The 24,752-nt window shown below is 57.9% G+C and carries 20 protein-coding genes; 9 read left to right on the top strand and 11 right to left on the bottom strand.

Features of this window, described 5'->3' with window-relative positions; translation table 11 throughout:
- Positions 1-3: 3 nt before the first annotated feature.
- Positions 4-1,896 carry a methylmalonyl-CoA mutase family protein gene (locus CHU70_RS10120; RefSeq protein ID WP_070858592.1) on the bottom strand — a complete coding sequence of 631 codons (1,893 nt, stop codon included), beginning with the start codon at positions 1,894-1,896 and terminating at the stop codon, positions 4-6.
- Between the two features lie 386 nt (positions 1,897-2,282).
- Here CHU70_RS10120 and CHU70_RS10115 point away from each other — a divergent pair, with 386 nt between their 5' ends.
- Both CHU70_RS10115 and CHU70_RS10110 read left to right on the top strand, forming a co-directional pair.
- Positions 2,283-2,954 (top strand): TVP38/TMEM64 family protein, encoded by a 672-nt coding sequence (locus CHU70_RS10115; RefSeq protein ID WP_052317814.1) that lies wholly within the window; start codon positions 2,283-2,285, stop codon positions 2,952-2,954.
- A 127-nt stretch (positions 2,955-3,081) separates the two neighbouring features.
- On the top strand, positions 3,082-3,654 hold the full coding sequence (locus CHU70_RS10110; RefSeq protein ID WP_049190712.1) for a hypothetical protein: 573 nt from the start codon (positions 3,082-3,084) through the stop codon (positions 3,652-3,654).
- 4 nt (positions 3,655-3,658) lie between these two features.
- Here CHU70_RS10110 and CHU70_RS10105 read toward each other — a convergent pair whose 3' ends face one another.
- The 3 genes from CHU70_RS10105 to CHU70_RS10095 form a co-directional block, all read right to left on the bottom strand.
- A complete protein-coding gene (locus CHU70_RS10105) occupies positions 3,659-5,059 on the bottom strand; it encodes an SPFH domain-containing protein (protein WP_048734130.1) in 1,401 nt (466 codons plus the stop codon).
- A 91-nt stretch (positions 5,060-5,150) separates the two neighbouring features.
- The gene (locus CHU70_RS10100; RefSeq protein ID WP_042388696.1) at positions 5,151-5,588 is read right to left on the bottom strand and encodes an NfeD family protein; all 438 of its coding nucleotides are present in this window, start codon (positions 5,586-5,588) and stop codon (positions 5,151-5,153) included.
- Positions 5,589-5,648: 60 nt separating this feature from the next.
- Positions 5,649-6,503 (bottom strand): DUF3097 domain-containing protein, encoded by an 855-nt coding sequence (locus tag CHU70_RS10095; protein ID WP_048734135.1) that lies wholly within the window; start codon positions 6,501-6,503, stop codon positions 5,649-5,651.
- Between the two features lie 65 nt (positions 6,504-6,568).
- On the opposite strand from CHU70_RS10095, the gene CHU70_RS10090 reads away from it, so the two are divergent.
- Positions 6,569-7,426: a hypothetical protein gene (locus CHU70_RS10090; protein ID WP_147719035.1), complete on the top strand. Its 858-nt coding sequence runs from the start codon at positions 6,569-6,571 to the stop codon at positions 7,424-7,426.
- Between the two features lie 40 nt (positions 7,427-7,466).
- Here CHU70_RS10090 and CHU70_RS10085 read toward each other — a convergent pair whose 3' ends face one another.
- The 6 genes from CHU70_RS10085 to CHU70_RS10060 form a co-directional block, all read right to left on the bottom strand.
- Entirely contained in the window at positions 7,467-8,525 is a 1,059-nt protein-coding gene (locus CHU70_RS10085; protein ID WP_069359553.1) for a ferrochelatase, read from the bottom strand.
- A 119-nt stretch (positions 8,526-8,644) separates the two neighbouring features.
- The gene (locus tag CHU70_RS10080) at positions 8,645-9,637 is read right to left on the bottom strand and encodes a VWA domain-containing protein (protein ID WP_049190713.1); all 993 of its coding nucleotides are present in this window, start codon (positions 9,635-9,637) and stop codon (positions 8,645-8,647) included.
- Positions 9,638-9,752: 115 nt separating this feature from the next.
- Positions 9,753-10,601: a DUF58 domain-containing protein gene (locus CHU70_RS10075; RefSeq protein ID WP_070567087.1), complete on the bottom strand. Its 849-nt coding sequence runs from the start codon at positions 10,599-10,601 to the stop codon at positions 9,753-9,755.
- Positions 10,601-11,605, bottom strand: a complete 1,005-nt coding sequence (locus CHU70_RS10070) for a MoxR family ATPase (protein WP_070567091.1) — start codon at positions 11,603-11,605, stop codon at positions 10,601-10,603. The genes CHU70_RS10075 and CHU70_RS10070 overlap by 1 nt, the downstream gene beginning before the upstream one ends.
- Before the next feature lie 54 nt (positions 11,606-11,659).
- Complete coding sequence (locus CHU70_RS11470; protein ID WP_016422766.1) at positions 11,660-13,279, bottom strand: DIP1281 family NlpC/P60 protein; 1,620 nt, start codon at positions 13,277-13,279, stop codon at positions 11,660-11,662.
- A 630-nt stretch (positions 13,280-13,909) separates the two neighbouring features.
- A complete protein-coding gene (locus CHU70_RS10060) occupies positions 13,910-14,419 on the bottom strand; it encodes a DUF6676 family protein (RefSeq protein ID WP_016422765.1) in 510 nt (169 codons plus the stop codon).
- Positions 14,420-14,786: 367 nt separating this feature from the next.
- Here CHU70_RS10060 and acnA point away from each other — a divergent pair, with 367 nt between their 5' ends.
- From acnA to CHU70_RS10030, 6 genes are all read left to right on the top strand, one after another.
- Complete coding sequence (gene acnA, locus CHU70_RS10055; RefSeq protein WP_080971469.1) at positions 14,787-17,573, top strand: aconitate hydratase AcnA; 2,787 nt, start codon at positions 14,787-14,789, stop codon at positions 17,571-17,573.
- Positions 17,574-17,795: 222 nt separating this feature from the next.
- Positions 17,796-18,362 (top strand): TetR/AcrR family transcriptional regulator, encoded by a 567-nt coding sequence (locus tag CHU70_RS10050; protein WP_016422763.1) that lies wholly within the window; start codon positions 17,796-17,798, stop codon positions 18,360-18,362.
- A gap of 142 nt (positions 18,363-18,504) precedes the next feature.
- Positions 18,505-19,254, top strand: coding sequence for a glutamine amidotransferase-related protein (locus CHU70_RS10045; protein WP_016422762.1), 750 nt, complete (start codon positions 18,505-18,507; stop codon positions 19,252-19,254).
- Positions 19,255-19,301: 47 nt separating this feature from the next.
- Positions 19,302-20,048 (top strand): glutamine amidotransferase, encoded by a 747-nt coding sequence (locus CHU70_RS10040; RefSeq protein WP_080969614.1) that lies wholly within the window; start codon positions 19,302-19,304, stop codon positions 20,046-20,048.
- Between the two features lie 45 nt (positions 20,049-20,093).
- Positions 20,094-22,370: a sensor histidine kinase gene (locus CHU70_RS10035; protein WP_147719037.1), complete on the top strand. Its 2,277-nt coding sequence runs from the start codon at positions 20,094-20,096 to the stop codon at positions 22,368-22,370.
- Positions 22,363-23,121 carry a response regulator transcription factor gene (locus CHU70_RS10030; protein ID WP_224433497.1) on the top strand — a complete coding sequence of 253 codons (759 nt, stop codon included), beginning with the start codon at positions 22,363-22,365 and terminating at the stop codon, positions 23,119-23,121. Before CHU70_RS10035 ends, CHU70_RS10030 begins: the two co-directional genes overlap by 8 nt.
- Here the strand turns inward: CHU70_RS10030 and CHU70_RS10025 are convergent.
- Entirely contained in the window at positions 23,118-24,749 is a 1,632-nt protein-coding gene (locus tag CHU70_RS10025; RefSeq protein ID WP_038625400.1) for an ABC-F family ATP-binding cassette domain-containing protein, read from the bottom strand. The two genes, CHU70_RS10030 and CHU70_RS10025, sit on opposite strands and share 4 nt — an antisense overlap.
- Positions 24,750-24,752: the final 3 nt, after the last annotated feature.

The raw sequence follows: 24,752 nt of genomic DNA, 5'->3' as shown, positions 1-24,752 counted from the left end.
CCTTCACGCTCCCAGTTCGTTCAGCAGTCGGGACAGCTCCGCGACAGCATCGATGGTCATGTTCAGGTATCCGTCGGGGCGAGCGTCCTCAGCGGCATTGGCGAAGCTCTTCTCGGAGCCGGCCACCAAGACCTCCTTAGCGCCGGCGGCGCGGGCGGCCTTGACAGCGTCCTGGCCCGAGGCCTCGTACTCGCTGTCGGCTGCGCACAGCACGACAATCGGTGAGGCCTTCACTGCCTCTTCGAAACCGGCCTCGCCCGGCACAACCTGGCCGGGGTTGGCGACGGCGATACCGCCGGAAGCCAGCAGGTTGGAGGTAAAACCAGTGCGGATGTTGTGCTTGGCCAGCGGACCCAGCGGCAGCATGGCAATCAGCGGACGGTTGCCCTTTTCAGCCAGGAAGTCATCGGAGCGGTTGCGCAGTGCCTCGAAGTCGCTGGCCCAACGGCGAATCGGGTCGCCCTCCGGGCGAGCCTCGGGAGCCAGTGGGGCTTCAGCCAGGTTCGGGAACTCGTTGATAGCGGTGACCTTGGTGCGGCGGTGTGCGATGTCGGCGCGGCGCTTTTCCCAGGTAGCGTCCAGGGCGGTGCGAATATCGGCCTGCGCGGAGGCGAAACCGCCGCCGGCCTCAGTGGCAGTGAAGATCTCCCACGCCTTGTCGGCCATTTCCTCGGTCAGGTCTTCGACGAAGTAGGAGCCACCTGCTGGGTCGGCGACGTACCCAAGGTGAGACTCTTCCAGCAGCAACAGGTTGGTGTTGCGAGCGATGCGAGCCTTGAAAGTCTTGGAGACGTTCGGCATGCCGCCGACAACTGCGTAATCAAACGGCAGAACCTCAACTGAGGAGGCACCGCCGACACCTGCGGCGAAGGAGGCGACAGTCACACGCAGCATGTTGACCCACGGATCGCGCTGGCTGAACATGACCGGGGCGGTCACAGCGTGCATCGGAGCGCGGCCAGCTTCAGGGGCGCCGATAACCTCAGCAACGCGGGCCCACAGAACGCGAGCGGCGCGGAACTTCGCAATGGTGTCGAATTGGTCGTCGGTAGCGGCAAAGCGGAAAGCGATCTGGCCGAGGGCTTCTTCAGCGCTCAAGCCCGCTTCGGTCAGCGCACGCAAGTAGGCGACACCAACGGCGAGACTGTAGCCAATCTCCTGGATGTTGTTTGCACCCAGGTTGGAGAAAACAACGCCGTCGACAAGCAGGGCGCGGACGTCGCCCGGCTGCTTAGCCGCCTTGACGGCCAGCTGAGTGGCCTCGTCGAGAGAGACATCGTCAATACCGGCAAAAGCGGAGGTCAGCGGAGCTGCAGAAAGCTCGACTGCGATGTTATCCGGATTAGTCGGGTTCGCCTGCTCGATGTAGGACGTCAGTGCTTCCGCAACCTGCGCAGTCTTCTTACCAGCATGCACGGCAATCGGAGCAAGGTCGACGTAGACGTTGTTGAGCAGAGCCGGCACATCAGCGGCTTCGAGGGAGCCGGTGAAGTCCAGGCGGATGTCCGTGGTGCCGTTTTCCAGGGCAGTCAGCAGAGTCTCGTTGACGGCCTTTGGGTCAAGTGCATCCTCACCTGGGTACTGGCGACCGAAGGTTTCCCGAACGCCCCAACCGTTGGTGTTGTCCGAAGTGACCTTTGCGCCACGGACGAATGGGAACTGGCCCGGAGCTGGGCTTTCCGCGAGCTCGTCCGCGCGGGTGTAGAGCGGGCGAACATCGACACCGTCATAGGTGGTCTGAATCAGTCGTTTCCAAATATCGAGCGGTACATCTGCAACGTCTTGCTTGTGCACCCGCGCGAATACCTTGGCCACGCCCTGATACCAGGAATTCTGCAATTCCTCGAAGTTTGGTGGCAGCGTGGAAGGTGATTCGGGGGTCGTTCGGTCAGTCACGACAGACCTTCTCCCTTACATGTTCTAAGCAACGCCTCTATCAATCCATGACCGAGGAAATTCGGCTGCGACAACTTCCGAATTCTCCGCGACGGAAAGGGATCTAAAGGCGTTGGCTTCCTCCAATAGTCAATAAGAGCCACTAGTCAGACGCTAAGACTCACCCGAGTGTCCATGCACTGAACTTTTCAGCTATTTGTGCAATACCCTTACGTTCGGTTTTGTGCTGACGGGCACGTCAAGTGCTCGAGCCAAGGCATAGTGACCTTGATTCCCATCCTAGTGAAATAATGGGCAAACGCCTTTAGCCGCTGACTAGCCCTCCTCGCAGAGCCTCCAATGCGCAGGTCACACGCTTCCCCGCAATCCCCGGTAACCTCAAATGGGTGAACGTATCCGATGTGCGAATTACCCCTACACTCAAAAAGGTTCTACTGGTGCTAGCCGTAGGTGTGGGGGTCGTCGTCACGCTGTACGTCGATGTTCCCACGGTCGCTACCATCCGGCAGTGGTCCATCGATGCCGGTGACTGGTTCCCGCTCCTCTACTTTCTCGCATACGTTGCACTGACTCAGTTCCCAATCCCCCGCACCGTATTCACTTTGGCTTCCGGAATTCTCTTCGGGCCAGTGCTCGGTTTCCTGCTGGCAATTACTGCGACGACGGTTTCTGCCCTTCTCTCCCTCTGCATTGTGCGGTTTTTGGGACGCGATTGGTTTCGCACGCACCTGACCAACCGCCGTCTTCTCAGTCTCGACCATCGGTTGGAGCAACGCGGCTGGCTCACAGTGCTCAGCTTGCGCATGATTGCTGGCGTGCCATTTTCGTTTCTCAACTACGCCTGTGGACTGTCGTCGATACGCATCGTGCCGTATATCATCGCCACTGCCCTAGGTTCGGCGCCGAACACACTCGCCGTCGTTCTGCTTGGCGACGCGCTGTTGGTCGGCTTCGACGTGCGCTTTGCGGTGGCCACGGGAATTCTGCTCGTGCTTGGCTTGCTGGGACTTCTTGCGGACGCCAAGTTCCCTGTCGTAACCGGTTCTTCGAAACGTTAAAACACCGCTTGGCGCTCTTGAGCTAGACGTGAGTTTTCGGCGAGTTGGTGTGGGGCGCCCGTGAGTGTGCGGAGGGAAGGAAAGTGTCTTAGCCCAACTGTCAAGGGGTGGGGCTAGACTAGAGCGTATGTATTCAGTCTTTGCCAGGTATCGCGGTCGATCTACTCGCAGGGCAGATCACGTTCAGGCCTCTGCGCAGGCACTTTCCGGCCTGGAAGGCGTAGGAACTGTTGAGGTTGCAGGTATCGAAGAGCTTCGCGCAGCTCCTGAAAATGCTGTGGGAGTCACCACGCTTGTGCTGGCGCTATTGGCCGCAGGTGACTGGGCGATAGGTATCGGTGTTTGTCCTCAGGACGACATTGAGCAAGCGCATCTGGCATCGAGCTCAGTCATCGGTAAGGGAGGCAGGGCCGGCACGGTAAAAACCCGCATTCGGACTAACAATCCGCGTGGTAAGGATTACTCGGAGGATATTGGTGCAGCATTCACATTGCTGCACCACGTTATCTCTCGCAGGTCCCCCGAAGGCCGCGAGGCAACTGGTTTGGTTCGCGCTGGTTATTCACAGGTAGAGGCCGCGGAAGAATTGGGAGTTTCAAAGCAGGCCGTCAATCAGCGCCTCGCAGCAGCTGGCTGGCAGGCGGAGCTGGCCGGATGGAACCTGGCCGTCCACCTGCTTCAGCGAGCTGATGAGTTATAAAAGCTTACTGCCCATTTTCTGGGGCGTAAGGGTCACGTGACCATCCTGAAAAATCTGGACGCTCGGCGGAGTGTGTACCGCCGCCTGCATTGGTATTGCCGGTGCCAGGAGCCGAGGGCAGGTCACGTTTGCCGGAAGGAACTGACGGCGCAGCCGGTGTGGCCGGCGCAGCGGGCGCAGCCGGTGTCGCAGGTTCAACCGCTGCCGGGCCGTTCTGGCCACCCAACTGTTCAGGCTGAGCGGGCTGAGCCGAATCAGCGCGGCGATTCTTCTTCCTCTCAGGGGTATTACCAGCTGCTGCAGCTACCGGATCATCAACCGGGCGGTTAGCGACCTCGTTCGCCGCGGCAACTGCACGAGCCAACTCCGGGTTAGTCGACATGTCGAACCAGTTCTCGTCGCGGCCCTGCTCAGCCTCTTCCTTGGTCTCTCGGCTCACGGCCGGAGGCTCGTAGCGGAAGACACCGTCGGCATCCTTCTTGCCGAAAGCCCTAGCGAAGCTCTCGAGACTGTCGCCGAACTGCGACGGAATCATCCAAACAGTATTGCCGTCCTTATTTGCCAGCTCAGGCAGCTTCTCCAGGTACTGCCAGGCAAGAATCTCAGGTGTCAACTGTGAAGCCTTAACAGCTGCGTTGACCTTCTGGATAGCGCGAGCATTACCCTGTGCCTCAAGGTAGGTAGCGGCGCGAGTACCCTCAGCGCGCAGAATGGTTGCCTGACGCTCAGCCTCAGCAGCCAGAATTGCTGCGTGCTTGTTACCTTCGGCGGCCAGAATCTGTGCCTGCTTACGGCCCTCAGCAGTTTTAATATCGGCTTCGCGGGTACCTTCCGCAGTCAGAATCATGGCGCGCTTCTCGCGATCGGCCTTCATCTGCTTTTCCATCGACTGCTGAATCGACGGTGGCGGCTCAATGGCCTTCAGCTCCACACGAGCGATACGAAGACCCCACTTGGCAGTGGCCTCGTCCAGCTCGCCGCGCAGACGGCGGTTGATGTAGTCACGGGAAGTCAGTGTCTCTTCCAGTGTCAGGCCACCCACGACGTCGCGAAGCGTTGCGGTGGTGATCTGTTCGACGCCGAAGATGTAGTCATCGATACCGTAAATTGCCCGATCCGGTTCATTGACCTGGAAGGTCACGACGGTATCGATAGCCACAGTCAGGTTGTCTTCGGTGATCACTGCCTGTGGCGGGAAGGTAACCATACGCTCACGGGTATCGACCTTCTCGCGCACTCGGTCAATGATCGGGATGATGAAGTTCAGGCCGCTGTTCAGTGTCTGCGTGTATCGTCCCAGTCGCTCTACGATTGCCGCTTCACCCTGAGGAACCAGGACAATCGCTTTGAGAACCAAGGTAACAACCACGAGAATGAAAACGACGAGGATGATAAAGCCTTCCATGGGATTCCCTCGTAGCTAGAAACTGTGTGGTCAGTTATTTAATGGTCAGTAACTAAGAGTGCTCCGAGCGCCCTTTAAGTGAGTTGGCTGCTCAGAGCAGCTTGTCCACTACTGCGGTATTGCCCGAAATCTCTACAATCGTGACTCTTTCCTTCGCATCGAAGGTCTGCGCAGTCAGAAGACTGCGCGCGCTCCACAACTCGCCATTGACCTTAATCAGACCCGCTGACGAGGAAACTGGCTCGATGACCTCAGCATGACGGCCCGCTAGCAATTCCGGACGCGACTCCAGTTCGGCGGACTTGTCCGGTTTTGCCATCTTTTTGCGCAACACAGGGCGAACTGTCAGCACAAGTGCGGCGGACACAACGGCGAAGATAACCACTGATAGCCAAAGCGGCGCTCCAAGCTGGCTCGCACCGGACGCTGCCAGTGCACCACCTCCGAGCATTAACAGTGCTAAATCTCCGACTGCGAGTTCACCGAGAACCAGTAGGAGGCTTGCTCCGAGCCAAAGGAGAGGAATCACGCCCTCACCCTACCTACTTTGCAGAACAAATGTGGGGCGAGTGGAGCCAGTATTCCGGGGTCAGTACTGCATATGTGGCTCAGTTACGAAGTCGACCAGGCGCTCAACTGCGCCAATCAAATCTGACTCCAGATCACGGTAGGTGTGTACACCTGCGTAGACACGTCGCCAGCCCTCCTTGGGGTCGTCTCCCCAGCCCAAGCGACGGCAGATTCCTGTCTTCCAGTCCTCCCCGTAGGGAACTTCCGGCCATGCCTCGATGCCTACCGACGAGGGTTTGACCGCTTGCCAGACATCGATAAACGGGTGGCCTGTGACCATCACGTGCGGGCCGAGCTGCTGAGTCATGCGGCTTTCCTTACTGCCCTCCACCAAGTGGTCTGCCAGGACTCCGACGCGGCGCTTCGGACCCGGACCAAATTCGGCCAAGCGTTCTGGAAGGTTGTCCAAGCCCTCCAGATACTCCACGACTACGCCTTCGACACGCAAATCGTGGCCCCATACCTTCTCGACAATTGCCGCGTCATGAATACCCTCGACCCAAATACGGCTGGGGAGAGCAACTTTCGCCTTGACGTTGTGAACCTTGCGCGAGCCCGATGCCGATAGATCCTGTGAGGGCTTTTTGGGTTGTGCCTTCGGACGCACCAGAGTCACAGGTTTGCCGTCGATGAGAAATCCGCGCTCGTGCATGGGAAATAGCCGCGACTTGCCGTGGCGGTCCTCCAGCCGGACGCACCAGCCGTCGAAAGTTTTCTCCAACCCGATAATCGCACCGACGAATCCGTCATAGGACGCCTCGACGACAACACCATTTTCTGCTGTCACCTCGCGTGCCGGCTGTGGGATACGACGGCGGTGGCCACGTGCGCCAGCGAACACGTCCTGATTGCGGTACGGGTCTTGAAAGCTCATGGGTACTGAGATTAACAGCATCGGTTACGGGACCAACGACACGCTGCACTAGGATGAGCTGCACTATGCAGCGCAGTGTTCTCGACCAGGTCTGGAGTCCAACTCAGCACATCGCCCTTTGGCTGGGCGCGTGGTTGTCGGGTTTGGAAAACTACGATCATCTCCTCGACGCGCTAGACTCGCTCGGCGGACCCACGTCAGTTCCGGGGACGTTCGTGCTTGCCGACGCCACGGTTCCGAATGTCATCGATTGCGACGCTGATCTCGATCGAAGCGACATGCTCCGCCTTCTTCGAGCGGTTACTGAAGCGGGAGATTGGCACAGTGACCACCGTCCCCTCGTCCGCCTCATTCTCTCCGGGCCCGGTGATGCACCTGCACTGCCTGCGGGAACCGACGCCGCTGAAGCTGCACGCGCAGCAGGCTCGGCCATTGTGATTGCGGATGCGGAGCCGGGCTGGAACCATGTGCTCATACCAGTGACAACGCCGGTGCCAGGCCTACCGCAGTGGCATTGGTACACACTGGAAGGCCACATTCCCGAGCCGGCCTATCTCTCCCCTGGCGAGGCGGATTTACAGCTGGCAGATGCGGCGCGGGTTGCGGCTGCCACGATTGCGGCGATGCCGCGTTCACCGCTGACGTCGCCAAGCAGTGGTGCCCCGAAATTGGATCCCCGGCTGATGGTCGGCATGCTCGATGACCACCTGGACATGGCCTTTGTGCCGGATGATGTGCCGCGCCGTGCACTGGGAGTGCTCGCCAGAGCTGATCGGGTGTCGTCGATTCTGGCGGTGGCACAGGGCAGCGAGTCCGGGCACGGCAGCGCCGCGTTTGACGCGCAGCTCATCCCGCTGTGGCGAAAGATCCGGCAGGCGCGGATGAGCGCGGTGGAATACGCGATTCAGGAGTGGACCCGCTAGAGATTTGCCCTGCCCCGAGGCCCGATTGAAACCAAAGGAATCAGTGTGGGCGGCGCTTTGCCGGGGTACAACAGGATGCGGCGCAGGGAGCGCCGTTGCAGGCCGAGCCGAGTAGCGGTTCACTTCCCAGATGGCGGGGCTTGACATCTGCGATGCGCTCTTCGATGAGCTCCACGAGCATGTCAGTGAAAGTAGCCGTCGGACCAGGCGTTGCGACCCGCTCGATGACGATGTCGTGATGAGCCATTTCATCCTGAAGCTCAGCATCCAAATCCCAGGCGACCTCAACATGATCCGAGATGAAGCCAATCGGGCACACTATTGCGGATCGGAGGCCGTTGGCGACCTTCGCTTCAACGTGGTCGACGATGTCAGGCTCCAACCACGGCACGTGCTCCGGGCCAGAGCGGGACTGCCAGACGACGTCAAAGTCGGTGATACCCACTGCGTCGGCGACGAGCCGTGCTGCTTCGTTGACCTGGCGGGAGTAAAGATTTCCGCCGAGCTCTACCGGCCCGGATGCCTTGTCCGCCGAGACCGGAATAGAGTGAGCGGTGAAAATAAGCCGGGCGTCCTCACGGCGGTCATCCGGTAGCTTGGCAAACGCCTCACGCACTGCGTCTGCATAGGCTTTTATAAAGAGCGGATGATCGTAGAAGCTCCGGATTTTCTCCATGTCAAAAGCACGGTCGCCCAGAGATTCGCGCATCCGAGCAATGTCTTCGTGATACTGGCGGCAGCCGGAGTAGCCGCCCCAGGCGCTAGTGGCGAAAACGAGCGCTCGCTTAACACCGTCATCAGCCATCTTTGCCGCGGTGTCTTCAGCCATCGGATGCCAATTGCGATTGCCGAAATAAACAGGCAAGTCATAGCCACGGCGAGTGAGCTCAGCCTTAAGGTTGGAGACAATTTCGCGGTTTAAATCGTTGAGCGGGGACTTACCGCCAAAGTGCGCGTAGTGAGCACCGACTTCGTCCAACCTCTCCGGCGGAATTCCGCGGCCGCGGGTGACATTCTCCAGGAAGGGACGCACATCGGCCATCTTTTCGGGACCGCCGAAAGACAACAGCAAAATAGCGTCAAAATTATCAGAAGACATAGCTAATCATGTTAGTAGCGCAGTCTGAGGACTCCATAAGACGACTGCTCAATGCCCCCGGCGTCTCCTGCCAATCGGGTTCCATACAAATCGCTTTACGACGGCACCCTAACCCAGCCCTACTGCGGAATTCGACGATTGGTCACAAGCAGTGAGCCCACGGTCACTAGCAGCATCGCGAAGGCTGCGATCAGATAGGGCCTCGGATTCTCGGCCCGCTTGAGTTCGTAACCGATGTCATCTTCCAGTGAGCCATAGGCATCGCGGAGCTGCTCGAGGGAGCCAGCGCTGAAGAACTCACCTTTTGTTCGACGGGCGATTTCTCGCAGCGAATCGTCGTCGTTAGGCACTGGAATTAATTCGCCCTGAACCGTGATTGCGCCTTGCGCGGTACCGAACGAAATCGTGTTGACTGGCACCCCGGCCTTGGCGGCTTCGGCGGCGGCGGTATATGCGCCGCGGGGATCGTCGAGTTCTTGTGGGACGGTCTGTTTGCCGTCGGAAAGCAGCACGATTGTAGCTGGTGGGGCGCCTTCTCCCCCGCCCTGAACTGAGTCGCTGAACTGATTGATGGCATCGAGCGCGGCTGCGATGGCATCACCGGTCGCAGTCGCCTGATCTAACTCAGCAGCCTGGAGCGCTCGATTCACGGTGTCATGGTTGGTAGTCGGGCTAACAGCAGTGCGAGCGCGACCAGAGAACGTCACCAGGCCGATATTGAGGTCGTCGGGAAGGTTCTCCACGAACTCTTGGCCGGCTTCTTTAGCGGCAGTGATGCGGTCTGGCGCAACATCTGTCGCCGACATAGACAGCGAAACGTCGACCACCAGCATGACCGTCGCTCGGTTGCGGGCGACTTTGGTCTCCGAAATCGGACCAGCCAATGAAATGATGACCAGAACTAGCGACAACAGCGCACTGATAGCCACGACATGGCGCAGGCGTGCCGACGACTTATTCCCCAGTGACCCAACGATGGTGAAGTTGCCAAAGGCAATGGCACGTTGCTTTCGCTGCTTAGTGCTGATCCAATAGGCCACGGCTGCCACGAGAGGCAGAGCGAGTGCGAGCAGCCACCCTGGGTGCGCAAAAGTTGAGTTTAGGAACGTCATCGCGGTATCAGTTTCCTCACATCCAGTCGCCTAAACAGCCGCGTATAAACCAGTGGCTATAGCCGGTTAGTCGGTGGCCCAAAAAAGATAGCACTAACAAACGGTTACTCAGACGCTAATGTTGGCCAATTTGTCGAGCAAAATCCAGTACCCAATCGGAATCCGTACGCAAGGTAATAACGCGAGCACGGCATTTGCGCAGTTCATTGATTACACGTTCGTGGTGGGCACGAGCCTGAGCCGCATACTCGGCGCGGGTCTTGTCGTTGATGTTGAGTTCAATGGTCTCGCCGGTTGCTGAATCCGCCATGACCACCGGGCCTTCGCCGGGTAAGGCTTCATCGGCTGGATCTACCAGGCGAATCGCCATAATCTCTGTCGAGGCCGAGGCAACGCGCAGCGGGCGCGCCCAATCGAGTGATCCAAGGAAATCCGAGATGACAACCAACAGCCCAGCGCGCGGAGCCTGAGTCATTACTGTGTCAATATCCGCTGCGAGGTTATGCTCAGCAGTCGCGTCAGCCAACTGCTTGAGCAGCATCAAGCTGTGGGCACGGCCCTGGCCCGCGGGCACTGGAGTGCCGCCGGCGATTAATCCAGTTCGGGACCCCGGGGCGTCGTTAAGCATCGTTACAGCGCCGGCAGCGGCGGTGAGCAGATGTCGTTTGGTGGTATCGGCCAAGCCCGTGGACAGACGTGCGGCGGGTTCGGCGACAATCCAGCACTCCAGCTCGCGCTCGGCCTCGGAGGTGCGAACATGCGGCACTCCAGTACGGGCTGTCACTGCCCAGTTCATCTGGCGAACATCATCGCCGATGACATATTCGCGGGAGCCAACCGGCTCAGAGCCATCTCCAGTAGCGGTGGAGAGAAAGCTGCCGCGCAAAAGTCCGTTGAGCTTACGCGTAACAGTTAGCTCTAAGTACGCCAGGACGCGTGGAAGATCGTCTTCACGAGCTGACATTAGGAGGCAGTGCCCTCATCGGAGCCAGTGCTCGCGCCTTGGGGAAGGCGCACGTGAGACAACACGATGTCAATAATCCGTTCGGGAGTAACGCCATCGGCCAGGCCCTCATAGGACAGGACCAAGCGATGACGCAGCACGTCGGGAAGCACGGAAACCACATCGTCCGGCACGACATAGTCGCGACCGGAAAACAGCGCGTGGGCGCGGGCAGCCGCGACAGCACCAAGAGTTGCACGCGGTGATGCGCCATAGGAAAGCCAGCGGTCGACATCCTTCAACTCCGCCCGCATCGGATTGCGGGTGAGTTCGATGACGGCCACGATGTAGTCAATCAGTGTGTGGTGGACAAAGACTTCGCGGGTAGCGCGCTGCAGTTCCCGAACACTCTCTGGGGTGAGAATCTGCTGCGCGACTGGAGGGGTGGCTCCCATGCGGTAGACAATCTCCCGCTCTTCCGCCGGAGTGGGGTAACCCACGAGGACCTTAAATAGGAAACGGTCCCGCTGGGCCTCCGGCAGTGGGTAGACACCCTGGTTTTCGATTGGGTTTTGCGTGGCCAGAACCAAAAACGGCTCCGGTACTGGCGTGGACTCCCCTGCGATGGACACCTGGTGCTCTGCCATGACTTCCAGCAGAGCCGACTGCACCTTCGCCGGTGCGCGGTTGATTTCATCAGCGAGCACGATATTTGACATGACCGGGCCGGGCTCGACAATGAACTCCGAGGTGTCCTGGCGGAAAATCCGGGTGCCGACAATATCTGATGGCACCAAATCCGGAGTGAACTGGATGCGGGAGTAGGACCCACCCATCACTGTGGCAAAAGTAGACACTGCCAGAGTTTTCGCAACACCCGGAACACCTTCGAGCAGGACATGACCTCCTGCGAGCATCGCGATGAAGAGCTGCTTAATCAGGTGCTCCTGGCCAACCACAATCTTCCCCAGCTCCGCGTATGCGCGCTCGAGGTCCGTGTGGTCAGTGGGCGTTGGGTAGGTCACAGAGAAACCCTTCTTTAGGTCGGTCGCCCGACCTGTAGAACACGTCGTTAGAAACTAGACGAGGCGGACAACGTTCGGTGTCATTCCGTTATAACGGACTGGCGAGATCTTAACCACAGAACCGGACTGCGGTGCCTCAATCATCTTGCCATCGCCCAGGTAGATAGCGACGTGGCCATGACCATTCGGGCCCCAGAACAGCAGGTCACCACGCTTCATCTGAGATGCCGGGTAGTGCTTTCCGCGCTGGTACTGGTAGCCGGTGTAGTGAGGCAGGTCAATGCCGACAGCGGCGTAGGCGTACAGAGTCAGGCCCGAGCAGTCGAAACCAATCTTGTTGTAGTCGCCGTGGGAGTCAGCTACTCCGCCGTCGCGGATGCCCTTGGTCGGGCCGTTGGCGTTGCCGCCACCCCATGCGTATGGGACACCGAGCTGCCCCATCGCACGTGCGATGACAGTCTCAACCTTCTGGCTGGAAGAACCCGAGGTGCTCTGACCGGTCTCCGGATTCGTTGGCGCCACAGTCTGTGCCGGGGTGCCGCTTGACGACGAGCTGCCGGTGCTAGACGATTCCGAAGTCTCGGTGGACTCAGAGGAGTCCGAAGATTCGGTCGTCTCAGAGGAACTGGTGGAGCCGGTGGAGCTGCTAGAGCCAGTGGAGCCGGTGGAGCTGTCAGAGCCAGTGGAGGCCGTAGAACCAGTCGAGTCGGTAGAGCTAGTGGAATCAGTCGAGCCCGTAGAACCAGTGGTGCTAGAGCTTTCATCTGTGGACTCAGAAGAGGAATCCTCATCAGTCTGGTTCGACTGCGCCTCGGCGCGAGTCTTAGCTGCGGCTTCCTCAGCGGCCTTCTTGGCAGCGGCGTCTTCCGCTTCCTTGCGGGCCTGCTCGTTCTCATAATTCTGGCGCTGGGAGTTCAGCTCGTTGACCGCGTTTCGGGCTGCATCCAAAGATGCCTTTGCGGCATCGCGATCGACCTGAGCCTGCTGGTAATCAGCTTGCTCCTTTTGAAGCTCCTCGTTTGCCTCGGAGTACGCGTTCTGAGCATCGGTGTTTCGCTGGTTTGCGGTGGCTTCCGCCTGCTGAGCCTCGTCACTCTTCTTGCGAAGCGTGGACTCTTGGTTAGCAGCCTCGGTTCGATTCTTATCCAGAGAGTCAACGGTCTGCTCTTGACGATCAGCTTCGCGACGCAAAGCGGACAGGCGGTTAATAGCCTCGGATGCATCTCGCGCACCCTCGAGAATCGAGCCGCTGGAACGTCCCTGGCGCATGATGGTGCGTGCTAGCTCGTCGAACTGCTTCTGGGCACTAGCGAGCTCAGCGCGGGAACGGTCGAGTTGGATCCGTGCCTCGTCGACCGCCTCGCGCGCACGGTTAGCGGCATCTCGAGCGTTCTCAAGGTCTACCATGGCCTTGTTGACATCCTCGCGGAGAGTGCCCATGCGTAGCTCGAGGTCAGATACCCGGCGCTCGCTGGAAGTTACCTCGGCGACCAGGGACTGCAAGTACGACTCGGCGTTAGAGGCCGCCTCGCGCGCTTGACGGATCTGGGCGTCGCTCGGATTTAGTGGTTGTGCAGCTGCGACCTGAGTGTTCGTCGCCAGAAGACCCGCCGTGATAATACCGGCAATTGGACGAGTCCAATATGATGCACGGACTTTGCGATTACTCGGCACCGCGTTACTCCTACATTTCTCCTATGGGTGCGTTCACGCCTCAGAATCGACACCAGCGACTTCCCCATCGTTGGATATCTTCCTGTTGTTGCCTCCAGGTCTTGAGTGGAACTTCGAAAAACGTCGAACCGAAACCAGAACCAAAAGCAACAGCGGCGCTCCCGCGAGTTTTCTTCGGTCAATACTGGACCCTTGAGTCCACTATTGGCATCACGAAGCACTTTACGGGTCAAAAAGCTCTAAAAAAACATAAGTAACAAAATTACCAACTGTCCCCCACTTTGTGACCGTTTCGTTATATGTCGTGGCCTGCGGTTATGGTGAGCCCTAGGTTTCTATGTGAATTATGTCACTATTAGATGACTTATCGGCGTGCCGGAGTGTCGTAGGCCTTTACCTGGGGTGCCGGACATAAGAAAAGGTCAAGCTTTAATGCTTGACCTTTGTGAAAATCGTTGACACGGTTACGGTGGCTGCAACAGTGTTATCCAATTCAGATAGTGGCTGATTTCTCTACTGCTACCAGTTTTTGGGGCATTTGCCCTGTCTTTCGCCTGGGGGTGGAAAACCGGGGACGGTGAATGTATTCAGTGAGACCGTTAGCTTCAGCGTCCGTCGTAAAGCGAACTCTTAGGCGGTTGGGCGTGTGCGTAGCCAGTAGAACGTCAGTCCGACGAAGAGTGCGACGATAACGACGCCTGCGATGAGGCTGTAAAGAGTCCACGGAACGACGTAGTTAGTGAGCTCGTGCAAATAGGCATCGAGACCCGCCGGATAGTCTCGTGGAGTCTCCATCATTGCGTGGTCGGCGCGTTCAATGGCTGCGCGGGGGAAATCGGCAGATGCGGTGGCCACATTGCCCGGTGTGCGCACGACAGTGGTGCCGCCGACTTGGTCCGCTACTTGGCGGGCAAAGGAAAAGATGTCGGTGTTCTTTTGTTCGGCGACGGGGTAAATCTTCTCGCTATCTAGGTAGATGATATTGAAATTGGGCACCCCCCGATTTGCTGCATCGTCGACAATTGGCTGGACTGCTTCTCGGAGCTGTGGGTTATTTGTCACGATGTTGTCGGTGCGTAGCTGAGCGACCGCCTTTTCGACGGTTTCTTTCGCTGCCTGTGAATCTGCTGGCGTATGCATTAACTGCCTTCCGTATCGTGCTCCTGTTTTGCGTGAGAATGGTTTCCACGCGCCCCAATTTGGCGGAGATGCTGCTTCGTTTGTCCTATCTATAATGGCCTGCTCTGGATGTGAACGGGGGTAGCGTGACTCGGCGCGCCGCGAGCAATCTACATACAGAACGTTCGTACTGTTATTGTTAATGCAAGGACGGTAACGCTTCCTTAAAAACGTGTGTGTGGGCTCGTGTGCCCCGCGTCGTGATTATTGCTTTAATTGGTTGATAAGGGGCGGCGTGATCGCACCTATGCCTTGTGGAGAGCCGAAATTCGAGTGCCGGACTCTTCAGTTAAGGCGACAATTCACCCGAATAGAAATGGAGCTGACTGTGGCTGAAAGCAAGAACTCTTTCAACGCCCTGCGCAAGCTTGAGGTCGGAGACAAGTCTTATGACTACTTCGCTCTTGACGCCGTGCCGGGTATGGAGAAGCTGCCTTACTCGTTGAAGGTTCTCGGTGAGAACCTGCTGCGCAACGAAGATGGCGCCAACATCACTGAGGAGCACATCAAGGCTGTCGCCAACTGGGTTCCTTCGGCTGATCCGTCGATCGAGATTCAGTTCACCCCTGCTCGCGTTATTATGCAGGACTTCACCGGCGTCGCCTGTGTTGTTGACCTGGCTACCATGCGTGAGGCTGTTAAGACTCTCGGCGGCGACCCGGATCAGGTTAACCCGCTGAACCCGGCAGAGATGGTCATCGACCACTCGGTCATCATCGAGGCCTTCGGTAGCGAAGACGCTCTGGCTAAGAACGTCGAAATTGAGTACCAGCGCAATGATGAGCGCTACAAGTTCCTCCGTTGGGGTACTGGCGCATTCTCCAACTTCCGCGTTGTTCCTCCGGGAACCGGTATTGTCCACCAGGTCAACATCGAGTACCTGGCTCGCGTCGTCTTCGAGAACAACGGCCTGGCATACCCGGACACCTGTGTTGGTACTGACTCTCACACGACCATGCAGAACGGCCTGGGCATCCTGGGCTGGGGTGTCGGTGGTATTGAGGCTGAGGCCGCAATGCTTGGCCAGCCAATCTCCATGCTCATTCCGCGCGTCGTTGGCTTCAAGCTGACTGGCGACATTCAGCCGGGTGTTACCGCAACCGACGTTGTGCTCACCGTCACCGATATGCTGCGCCAGCACGGCGTCGTCGGCAAGTTCGTAGAGTTCTACGGCGCTGGCGTCTCCAAGCTGCCGCTGGCCAACCGTGCGACCATCGGTAACATGTCGCCAGAGTTCGGTTCCACCGCCGCAATCTTCCCGATCGACGATGAGACCGTCAAGTACCTGGCCCTGACTGGCCGTGACAAGGAGACCCTGGAGCGCGTCGAGGCTTACGCCAAGGCTCAGGGCATGTGGTTGGACGAGAACACTCCGGAGGCTGAGTACTCCGAGTACCTCGAGCTGGACCTGTCCACCGTCGTTCCGTCCATCGCTGGCCCGAAGCGCCCGCAGGACCGCATCGAGTTGGCTTCCGCCAAGGAGCAGTTCCGCAAGGACCTGCACAACTACTCCGACGGCGAGATTAAGGGCGCTGTCAAGGCTTCCGCACCGACCTCCGAGCTGGCCGCAGACTACAACGAGTCCCGCGAGGGCCACGGCGAGTCCGCCGCTAACGGCGCTGAAGGTCGCCCGAGCTCCCCGATTACCGTCACTTCCCCGAAGGGCGGCGAGTACACGCTCGACCACGGTATGGTCGCTATCGCTTCCATCACCTCTTGTACCAACACCTCCAACCCGTCGGTCATGATTGGTGCTGGTCTGTTGGCACGCAAGGCAGTCGAGAAGGGTCTGCAGGCTAAGCCGTGGGTCAAGACCATTTGTGCTCCGGGCTCCCAGGTTGTTAACGGCTACTTCAAGCGTGCTGACCTGTGGAAGGACCTCGAGGCTCTGGGCTTCTACCTGTCCGGCTTCGGTTGTGCAACCTGTATCGGTAACTCCGGTCCGCTGCCGGCTGAGATTTCCTCCGCCATCAACGAGGCCGACCTGGCTGCTACCGCGGTTCTGTCCGGTAACCGTAACTTCGAAGGCCGCATCTCCCCTGACGTGAAGATGAACTACCTGGCCTCCCCGATCCTGGTTATCGCCTACTCGATCGCCGGTACCATGGACTTCGACTTTGAAACCGACGCCCTGGGTCAGGACGCAGAGGGCAACGATGTCTTCCTGCGCGACATTTGGCCGTCCACCGAAGAGATCGAAGCAACCATCGAGGCCTCCATCTCTTCCGAGCTGTACGACGAGGACTACAAGGATGTCTTCGCTGGTGACGAGCGCTGGCAGAACCTGCCGACCCCGGAGGGCAAGACCTTCGCTTGGGACGACAAGTCCTCCTACATCCGCAAGGCACCGTACTTCGACGAGATGGAAATGGAGCCGGCACCGGTTTCCGACATCAAGGGCGCTCGCGTCCTTGCTGCCCTGGGTGACTCGGTGACCACCGACCACATCTCCCCGGCTTCCTCCATTAAGCCGGGCACCCCGGCTGCTCAGTACCTCGACTCCATGGGCGTTGAGCGCAAGGACTACAACTCCCTGGGTTCCCGTCGTGGTAACCACGAGGTCATGGTGCGCGGCACCTTCGCTAACATCCGCCTGCAGAACCAGCTGCTTGACGGTGTTACCGGTGGCTACACCCGCGACTTCACCCAGGAGGGTGGCCCGCAGGCCTTCATCTACGACGCTGCCATGAACTACAAGGAGGCTGGCACTCCGCTGGTCGTCGTTGGTGGTAAGGAATACGGCACCGGTTCCTCCCGTGACTGGGCAGCTAAGGGCACCCTGCTGCTGGGCGTCAAGGCTGTTATCGCTGAGTCCTTCGAGCGTATCCACCGCTCGAACCTCATCGGCATGGGCGTTGTTCCGCTGCAGTTCCCGGAGGGTGAGTCCTGGAAGTCCCTGGGCATCGATGGCACTGAGACCTTCGACATCGCTGGTCTGGAGGAGCTGAACAACGGCTCCATCCCGAAGACCGTCAAGGTTACGGTTACCAAGGAAAACGGCGAGTCCTTCGACTTCGACGCTGTGGTCCGCATCGATACCCCTGGTGAGGCTGACTACTACCGCCACGGCGGTATTCTGCAGTACGTCCTGCGCAACATGATCAAGGGCAACTAGTTTCCCTTTGACTCGTGCGCGCTAGGGCTTGTTACAAGCAGCGCTTCTAGAGGCCGGTAGGTAGCGCTAGCCCGCGGATTCATACCCCACGGGCTAGCGCCCTGCCGGCCTCGGGTTTCTCTACCCCAACCAAAATGAGGCTTGGGAAGTATAGGAATGGCGCTGCCACGTCATGCAGTGAAACATGTCCCTGGGCGTCGCCGGCAAGAAAAGAGTTTCCTTATGCCAAAAGTGAGTAACCAGGATTTAGCTCAACGGCGGCACGAAATTCTCGACGGCGCTCGGCAGTGCTTTGCAGAATTCGGCTACGACGGCGCAACGGTCTCTCGTCTGGAGTCCGCTACCGGTAAGTCTCGCGGTGCTATTTTCCATCACTTCGGATCCAAAGAAGGTCTGTTCTTAGCATTGGCCGAAGAAGATGCCGCAAATATGGCGGAAGTCGCGGAGGCTTCCGGCTTAGTGGAAGTAATGCGTGACATCGTGGCGAACCCAGACAAGCATGGCTGGCTGGGAACTCGCCTTGAGATTGCCCGTCGCCTTCGCAGCGATCCGGAGTTTAAGGGCCAATGGTTGGGCCATCAGGATCAATTGGATGACGCTGTTGCCCACCGATTGACCCAGACATCCTCATCCGGCTCCCTACGGTCGGATTATTCGGTTCGCACGATGCAGCTTTTTCTCGAGCTGATGCTCGATGGCATCATCGTTCGTCTGGCATCTGGTCGCACTGTCGACGAATTGGATTCCGTGCTTGATTTAGTTGAAGACAGCTTACGGCGCAAGGACTAGCCACTCAGGCTAGGCCTGATAGCGTTACGTACCACCCGCTCCCCTAATACGGGAGCGGGTTTCGGCTTTCTGCCGTGCATTTACCCCGTTTGACCGGTGAAGATGCATAGATTTCACTCAATATGGACTAAGCTGTCTATTTATGAGTGTGGGTAAGTTTTTGTTGGTGGCGCTCCGCCCCGCAGATGGTGCGGGGCAAGCCGAGTACCAGGACTTTCTGGATTCCACCGGGCTTGAGCCCAGCCAGTTGGATCTGTTTACCATCGACGCTGTCGGCGCTAAGTTGCCCGACCTGACCTCCTATGACGGCGTATTTGTCGGAGGCAGCCCATTTAACATCACCGACCTTGAGCATTCGGGTTTGCAGAAGTATTCGCACGATGTGCTTTACGACGTACTTAGGAGTCCTGTCCCCGCACTGCTTATCTGCTACGGCGCTAGCTACACAGCCTTTACTTCGGGTGGTTTGGTTAACCTGCGCCACGGCGAAGTAGCGGGTTCTACCCGGGTAGAGCTCACCGAAGCCGCCACTCAAGATCCAATAGCTTCGGTGTTGCCTCCGGTTTTTTATGCGTTGACTGGCCACAAGGAATCCGTTGCGGAACTTCCCAATCACGCAACTTTGCTTGCCACAGGTCCAACCTGTCCGGTGCAGATGTACTCGATCGGATCGAATAACTGGGTTACCCAATTTCATCCGGAGATGAATGCTAACGGACTGCTCCGCAGAATGTCTTTCTACACCGACGTCGGTTACTTTGACCCGTTGGAAGTCGACGCGATTCGACTAAAGGTATCTGATGTGGACCTCCAGGCCGTCTCGTCAATCATCCCCCGATTTATGCACGTATGTACGCATGCAGCCAATCCGAGCCTGCTAGTGGTGCAGTAGTCTCCGTCCCCCTCTAGCTCCCTTTTTCACGAAATTTGTTCCCGCAAATGTCTACCTCCGCCAAGCCCTTCCTCTTGCTTTCCACACGCGGCGAAGATGCCGCAGCTCACGCTGAACATCTCTCATTTGCCAGGAGGTGTGCATTGGCGCCGGCAAAGTTGCATCAAATTCGCCTGGAACAGTCTCGTCCGGGGAATCTGAATCTAGATAACTACTCGGGCGTAATCGTTGGCGGAGGACCCTTTAACGCCTCTGATGACGATAAGAGCTATCTACAGAAGGAAGTCGAGACCTGGTTCGAGGATTTGTTGGCAGAAGTGCTCGAACGAGACTTCCCCTTCTTCGGAGCTTGTTATGGCGTCGGCCTGCTCGGTACTGCTGGCCATGGCCGTGTCTCCCGCAAGCACGGGGAGCAGGCAGCTGTAATCGAAGTAGCTGCAACTCCAGATGGCGAATCAGATCCAATTCTTGATGGTTTACCGGCCCACTTTCACGCCATCGTCGGCCACAAGGAGGCCATCGAAGAACTGCCTGGCGACGCTACGTTGTTGGCAACTGGTAAGGACTGCCCCGTACAGATGTTTCGGTTGGGCCGCAATGCATATGCGACGCAGTTTCACCCGGAATTAGATGCCAACACATTTGCCCAGCGTCTCCAGATTTACGCAAATGAGGGCTACTATTTACCAGGAACAGATCTTAAAGCGGTGTCGGCCGCGCGACAGTTGGATGTTGCTCGAAGTGGGCGTATTCTTCAGAATTTCGCTCGGCTCCATACCGCATGTAGAGACTAATTAGTTTTATCTAGTGGCAATAAGCAAAAGGAATGTGATTGTCGCATGGAGAGGTGGAATCCCGATTCGGCACTTGCCGGACAGTCACCATCAATTGAAATGTCTGTGCTGCGATCCGGCGCGATTATTATTGCCGTCACCGGCTTTTTGTGGCAGGTTGAATCGGCTGTTCGTTCTGTCCCCTTTGAAAACTTTCTGAGCCACTGGTTCCCTTTTGCATCACTGCTCATATTCATTCTCAGCGATATGTTGCTGATTTGGGCTGTGATTAATAATACGCGGCGAGGCCTTATTACCGCACTGCGTGTGCCGATGTACATCATGTTGGTTTTCCTGATGTTGGTTTCAACCTATTGGGATCTCCCTCATAACCTCGTTGGAAATGCGCTCTGGTATAGCCCATTTTCAGGTTTAGCCCTCGCTGCATTTGCTCTGACAGTGCCACTCCACATCAGTTTGTCCGTGATGGTATTTGTTCCCGGACTTATTGCGGTCATTAATTCGTGGTTGCTGGGACACACTTTTTGGCTCGACATGTTGTCGGATGTTGGTTTCAATCTCATCAACACTTTTCCATTTGTGATTATTGCAGGCTCTGCACAACCCGTCGCAAGGCTTATTGACTTCACCTACGAGAACTCTCGGAAGGTCAATGAGAGAGCGGAGCGTATGCGTGTCCGCGGCGAGGCGATGAGCAGCTTCAACGCCTATGTCCATGACTATGTATTGGCCGCACTGTCTGCAATCGGTAAGGGCTCTAAGATTGACTTCTCGCTAGACGAGCAGACTGGGCTGTTTTTCTCGCCTCGGCAAACAGTAAGCGGTAGAACTTTTGCTGAGGCTGTACGGGCGCAATTGATGTCGGTGAGCCCCGACATTTCGGTAACGCTAGACACCAGCGAAGAAGGCGGTCCAGTTCGGCTGCCAGGAGAAGTTGCTAACACGTTCCTATTAGCCGCAACCGAGGTGGCAAATAATGCCAAGCGTCACGCAGGTGCCGCAGCGGAAAAGAAATGCCACATTCGTGTTGCCTCGGGAGAGGTGTCCATTGATTTTCGTGACGATGGCACCGGGTTCGACCCCGAGGGAATTGACCCGCATCGTGCAGGTATCCGGTTGAGCGTTAAAGGGCGAATGGAGGCCCTTCGCGGTGGAGATGCTCTCGTTAACTCAAAGCCTGGGAAAGGTACTCAGGTTATTCTCAAATGGCACGGTAATACCTCTCCTGTGGAAGAGGAAGATGTAGTCGATTCCTCCGCTCACACGACATCGCTGTATGACCTCATGGGAATGTCAATTGTTTTTTCCTGGCAGTTCTACGGCGCGATCGTCGGCGTGTTGTTCATGGTTCTAGTCAGTAATGGACAATTATTTACCGCGGCCGGGCAAATCAGTCTGGCATTAGCGATCGGCCTTCTCGGGCTGATTATGTATGGCCGCCATTCACAATTGCCGTTAGCCCGTGCAATCGTAACTGGTGTCGCGATCGTTGTATTAGCTGTGGTGGGGCTCTACCAGCCCATTCCAAATAATTTGGAATGGTCGTATTTCTGGCACTTTAGCTTAATTTCTTTTGCATCTGCATTGCTCGCCATCCGCGGCCGCCCCTGGGTTGCGCTGAATTCAGTGCTCGGTGGCGCGATCATGGTGGAGCTTCTCAAGTTCTTCCCCTTTGCCCCCTCGGATACGACCCACATCAGTATCTCTGGAGTTGACCTGTTAGTTCGCTCCGTGATGTTGGTCGCGGGAATTTTGACGTCCATCATGGTCCGCTTTTTTATGCGCACCGTTCCGCAGTCTATTCAGGATTATAATCGTGCGCTGTACGCTGCCGGGGCCGCAAAAGAGTACGAAATTAGCAGCCAGAGTAACTACGAATGGCTGCAGCGCCGGGTCGGCCCCATTTTTAGCGCCGCTGCAGTTTTGGAAGAACCGACCCCGCGACTGCAGTTGCGTGCGCGGCTTACAGAGCAGCTTCTCCGAGACGTCCTACGTTCGCCGCATCTAAATGTTGGGTCCCTTCACCAAGCTGTTTGGGATGCCCGCGCAAGAGGTGTTCATGTCCGGCTCCTCGATGACCGCAATCACACGCAGGCCGTTTCCGATAGCACCGATGTGCGCCGTATTCCGCTTGTCGACGACGATTTCGCGGTGGCCAAGTTGATGCCGAACTTCCTCGAAGCAATCGATAACGCCGAAGAAGGATCGGTAACAATTCGCCTATTGCCCCCGGGCAGACGTGCATTTGCATCTATTTCTGATGACAATGGAGTGCAAAGGTTTGATGAAGCCGGTGAGAGGATAGTGATGTCACGTGACTAGGGAGAATATTGCGGGAATGAGCAATGCTTCCATCGACGTCTCGGCTGCAATTGACTCCGACAACATCGGAGATTACAGCGTGCAGTCGGATCGTTTGCTTCGCGTTGCTGCGATTGATGATCATGCCTTGACTCTGCAGGGGCTCGAAACCCTGCTTTCTGCAGAGCCAGACTTTGAGCTCGTCGGCTGTTATCAAACTGTGCCGGAGCTACTGGCCGATGTGGGCACCGATGACCGCCTGGATGTGGTCGTGCTGGATCTACGGCTGGCGGATAATTCAGATCCAGCGCAGAACGTTCTGTCGCTGGAATTGGTTACCGATCACGTGCTCATCCTCTCGTCAGCTGAAAGCCCATACCTTGTCCGAAAGGCAGTGCGTACCGGAGTGATGGGGGTTGTGCAAAAATCGGAAACCCCGGAGACAATCGTGTCTGCAGTACGGCTGGCGGCACTTGGCAAGGGTGCGCTGACTACAGAATGGGCATCGGTAGTTGACTCTGATCCCCTGCTCGACTCTGTCGATTTGTCAGAACGCCAGCGTGAGGTACTGGAGCTTTACGCCTCCGGTGAGTCGACGAAGCGAGTCGCGTCGATGACAGGGCTGACACCGAACACCGTGTTGGACTACTTGGGTCGTATTCGAGCCAAGTATGCGGCAGCTGGCCGGGCCGAGAACAGCCTTAACAAGTCGGAGATGTATAGGCTCGCTCAGCAGGACGGTTACCTGCCAGGGCCAATGGATCCGTCTTAAGCCAGCTCGACGATTTCCATGTAGTCGTCGCTCCAGAGGTCTTCGGTGCCGTCGGGAAGCACGATGACGCGCTCGGGCTCTAGCGCCTTGACCGCACCTGGATCGTGGGTAACCAGAACGACGGCCCCGGTGTAAGTGCGAAGTGCATCGAGAACCTGTTCGCGGGACTGCGGGTCGAGGTTGTTAGTGGGCTCGTCGAGAAGCAGGACGTTTGCGCGGGAGCTAACCAGCGTCGCCAGCGCCAGACGCGTCTTCTCACCACCGGAGAGGGTTCCCGCTGGCTGCTGCAGCTTGTCGCCGGAGAACATAAAGGCACCGAGCAGGCTCCGCAGCTCCGGCTCGTTGACGTCAGGGCAGGCGTAGACGGTGTTTTCCCAGACAGTCTTGTCCGGATCAATCGTGTCGTGCTCCTGGGCGAAGTAGCCGATGCGCAGGCCGTGGCCGGAGACAATGCCGCCTTCGCCATCGGTGCGCTCCACACCGGCGAGTAGCTTCAGCAGCGTCGTCTTACCAGCACCATTGAAGCCGAGGACAACCACGCGGGAACCCTTGTCAATCGCAAGATCAACACCGGCGAAGACCTCCAACGAGCCATACATCTTGGTCAGTCCCGTGGCGTTGAGCGGAGTCTTGCCACAGGGGGCCGGCTCTGGGAAGGAAATGTGGGCGACTTTATCCTCGACGCGGACCTCGTCGAGACTGTCCATCATGCGCTCAGCACGAGCCACCATCTGCTTGGCCGCACGAGCCTTCGTCGCCTTCGCGCCTAGCTTCTCGGCCTGCTTGCGCAGTGCGCTGGCCTTCTTCTCCGCGTTAGCGAATTCACGGCGACGTCGAGCCTCATCGGTCGCGCGTGCCGACAGGTAGTTCTTCCAGCCCATGTTGTACACATCAGCTTCGGCGCGCACCGCATCGAGGAACCAGACTTTGTTACACACGGCCTCGAGCAGCTCGACATCGTGCGAAATCATGATCAAGCCGCCCTCATGCTTACTGAGGAATTCGCGCAGCCAGGTAATCGAATCCGCATCGAGGTGGTTCGTCGGCTCGTCGAGAAGCAGCGTCGTGGCGGACTTGCCCGAGCCTTCGGTAGCGGCGAAGAGAATCTGAGCAAGCTCGACGCGGCGGCGCTGACCACCCGAAAGCGTCTTCAGCGGCTGGTCGAGTACGCGCTCCGGCAACCCCAGCGCGTCGCAAATGCGGGCTGCCTCGGCGTTCGCCTCGTAGCCGCCGAGGTCGTGGTAGCGCTCCTCGAGACGCGAAAACTTCCGAATCGCCGCATCGCGTTTCGTGTCAGTGGTCGCGGTCTCCATGATCTCCTGTTGGCGATCCATGCTGCGGCGGATTTGGTCAAGACCTCGCGCCGACAGCACACGGTCGCGGGCGGAGATGTCGATGTTGCCCTCGCGCGAGTCCTGTGGCAGGTAACCAATCGAGCCAGAGCGCACTACTGAACCGCCATAGGGTTCAGTTTCACCGGAGAGAATACGCATAGTCGTCGTTTTGCCAGCACCATTTCGCCCGACGAGTCCAATCCGGTCTCCCGGCTGGACGCGCAGCTGCTCACCCGGAGCAGTGAGCAGGGTACGGGCGCCGACTCGGACTTCAAGGTCATGGGTCACAATCACGAA

The sequence above is a fragment of the Corynebacterium sp. LK10 genome (assembly GCF_008042455.1).
In the GTDB taxonomy this organism is placed as follows: Bacteria; Actinomycetota; Actinomycetes; order Mycobacteriales; family Mycobacteriaceae; genus Corynebacterium; species Corynebacterium jeikeium_D.
The sequence above is the reverse complement of the archived record's forward strand: the minus strand, read 5'-3'. Positions and strand labels throughout refer to the sequence as shown.

Excerpts from the sequence above, each read along its gene's own strand:
- CHU70_RS10105 (WP_048734130.1), bottom strand. The coding sequence starts at position 5,059 with ATGGAAGGCTTTATCATCCTCGTCGTTTTCATTCTCGTGGTTGTTACC.
- CHU70_RS10040 (WP_080969614.1), top strand. The coding sequence starts at position 19,302 with ATGTCTACCTCCGCCAAGCCCTTCCTCTTGCTTTCCACACGCGGCGAA.
- CHU70_RS10085 (WP_069359553.1), bottom strand. The coding sequence starts at position 8,525 with ATGTCTTCTGATAATTTTGACGCTATTTTGCTGTTGTCTTTCGGCGGT.
- CHU70_RS10110 (WP_049190712.1), top strand. The coding sequence starts at position 3,082 with ATGTATTCAGTCTTTGCCAGGTATCGCGGTCGATCTACTCGCAGGGCA.
- CHU70_RS10060 (WP_016422765.1), bottom strand. The coding sequence starts at position 14,419 with ATGCATACGCCAGCAGATTCACAGGCAGCGAAAGAAACCGTCGAAAAG.
- CHU70_RS10075 (WP_070567087.1), bottom strand. The coding sequence starts at position 10,601 with ATGTCAGCTCGTGAAGACGATCTTCCACGCGTCCTGGCGTACTTAGAG.
- CHU70_RS10045 (WP_016422762.1), top strand. The coding sequence starts at position 18,505 with ATGAGTGTGGGTAAGTTTTTGTTGGTGGCGCTCCGCCCCGCAGATGGT.
- CHU70_RS10090 (WP_147719035.1), top strand. The coding sequence starts at position 6,569 with ATGCAGCGCAGTGTTCTCGACCAGGTCTGGAGTCCAACTCAGCACATC.
- CHU70_RS10050 (WP_016422763.1), top strand. The coding sequence starts at position 17,796 with ATGCCAAAAGTGAGTAACCAGGATTTAGCTCAACGGCGGCACGAAATT.
- CHU70_RS10080 (WP_049190713.1), bottom strand. The coding sequence starts at position 9,637 with ATGACGTTCCTAAACTCAACTTTTGCGCACCCAGGGTGGCTGCTCGCA.
- CHU70_RS10035 (WP_147719037.1), top strand. The coding sequence starts at position 20,094 with ATGGAGAGGTGGAATCCCGATTCGGCACTTGCCGGACAGTCACCATCA.
- CHU70_RS10095 (WP_048734135.1), bottom strand. The coding sequence starts at position 6,503 with ATGAGCTTTCAAGACCCGTACCGCAATCAGGACGTGTTCGCTGGCGCA.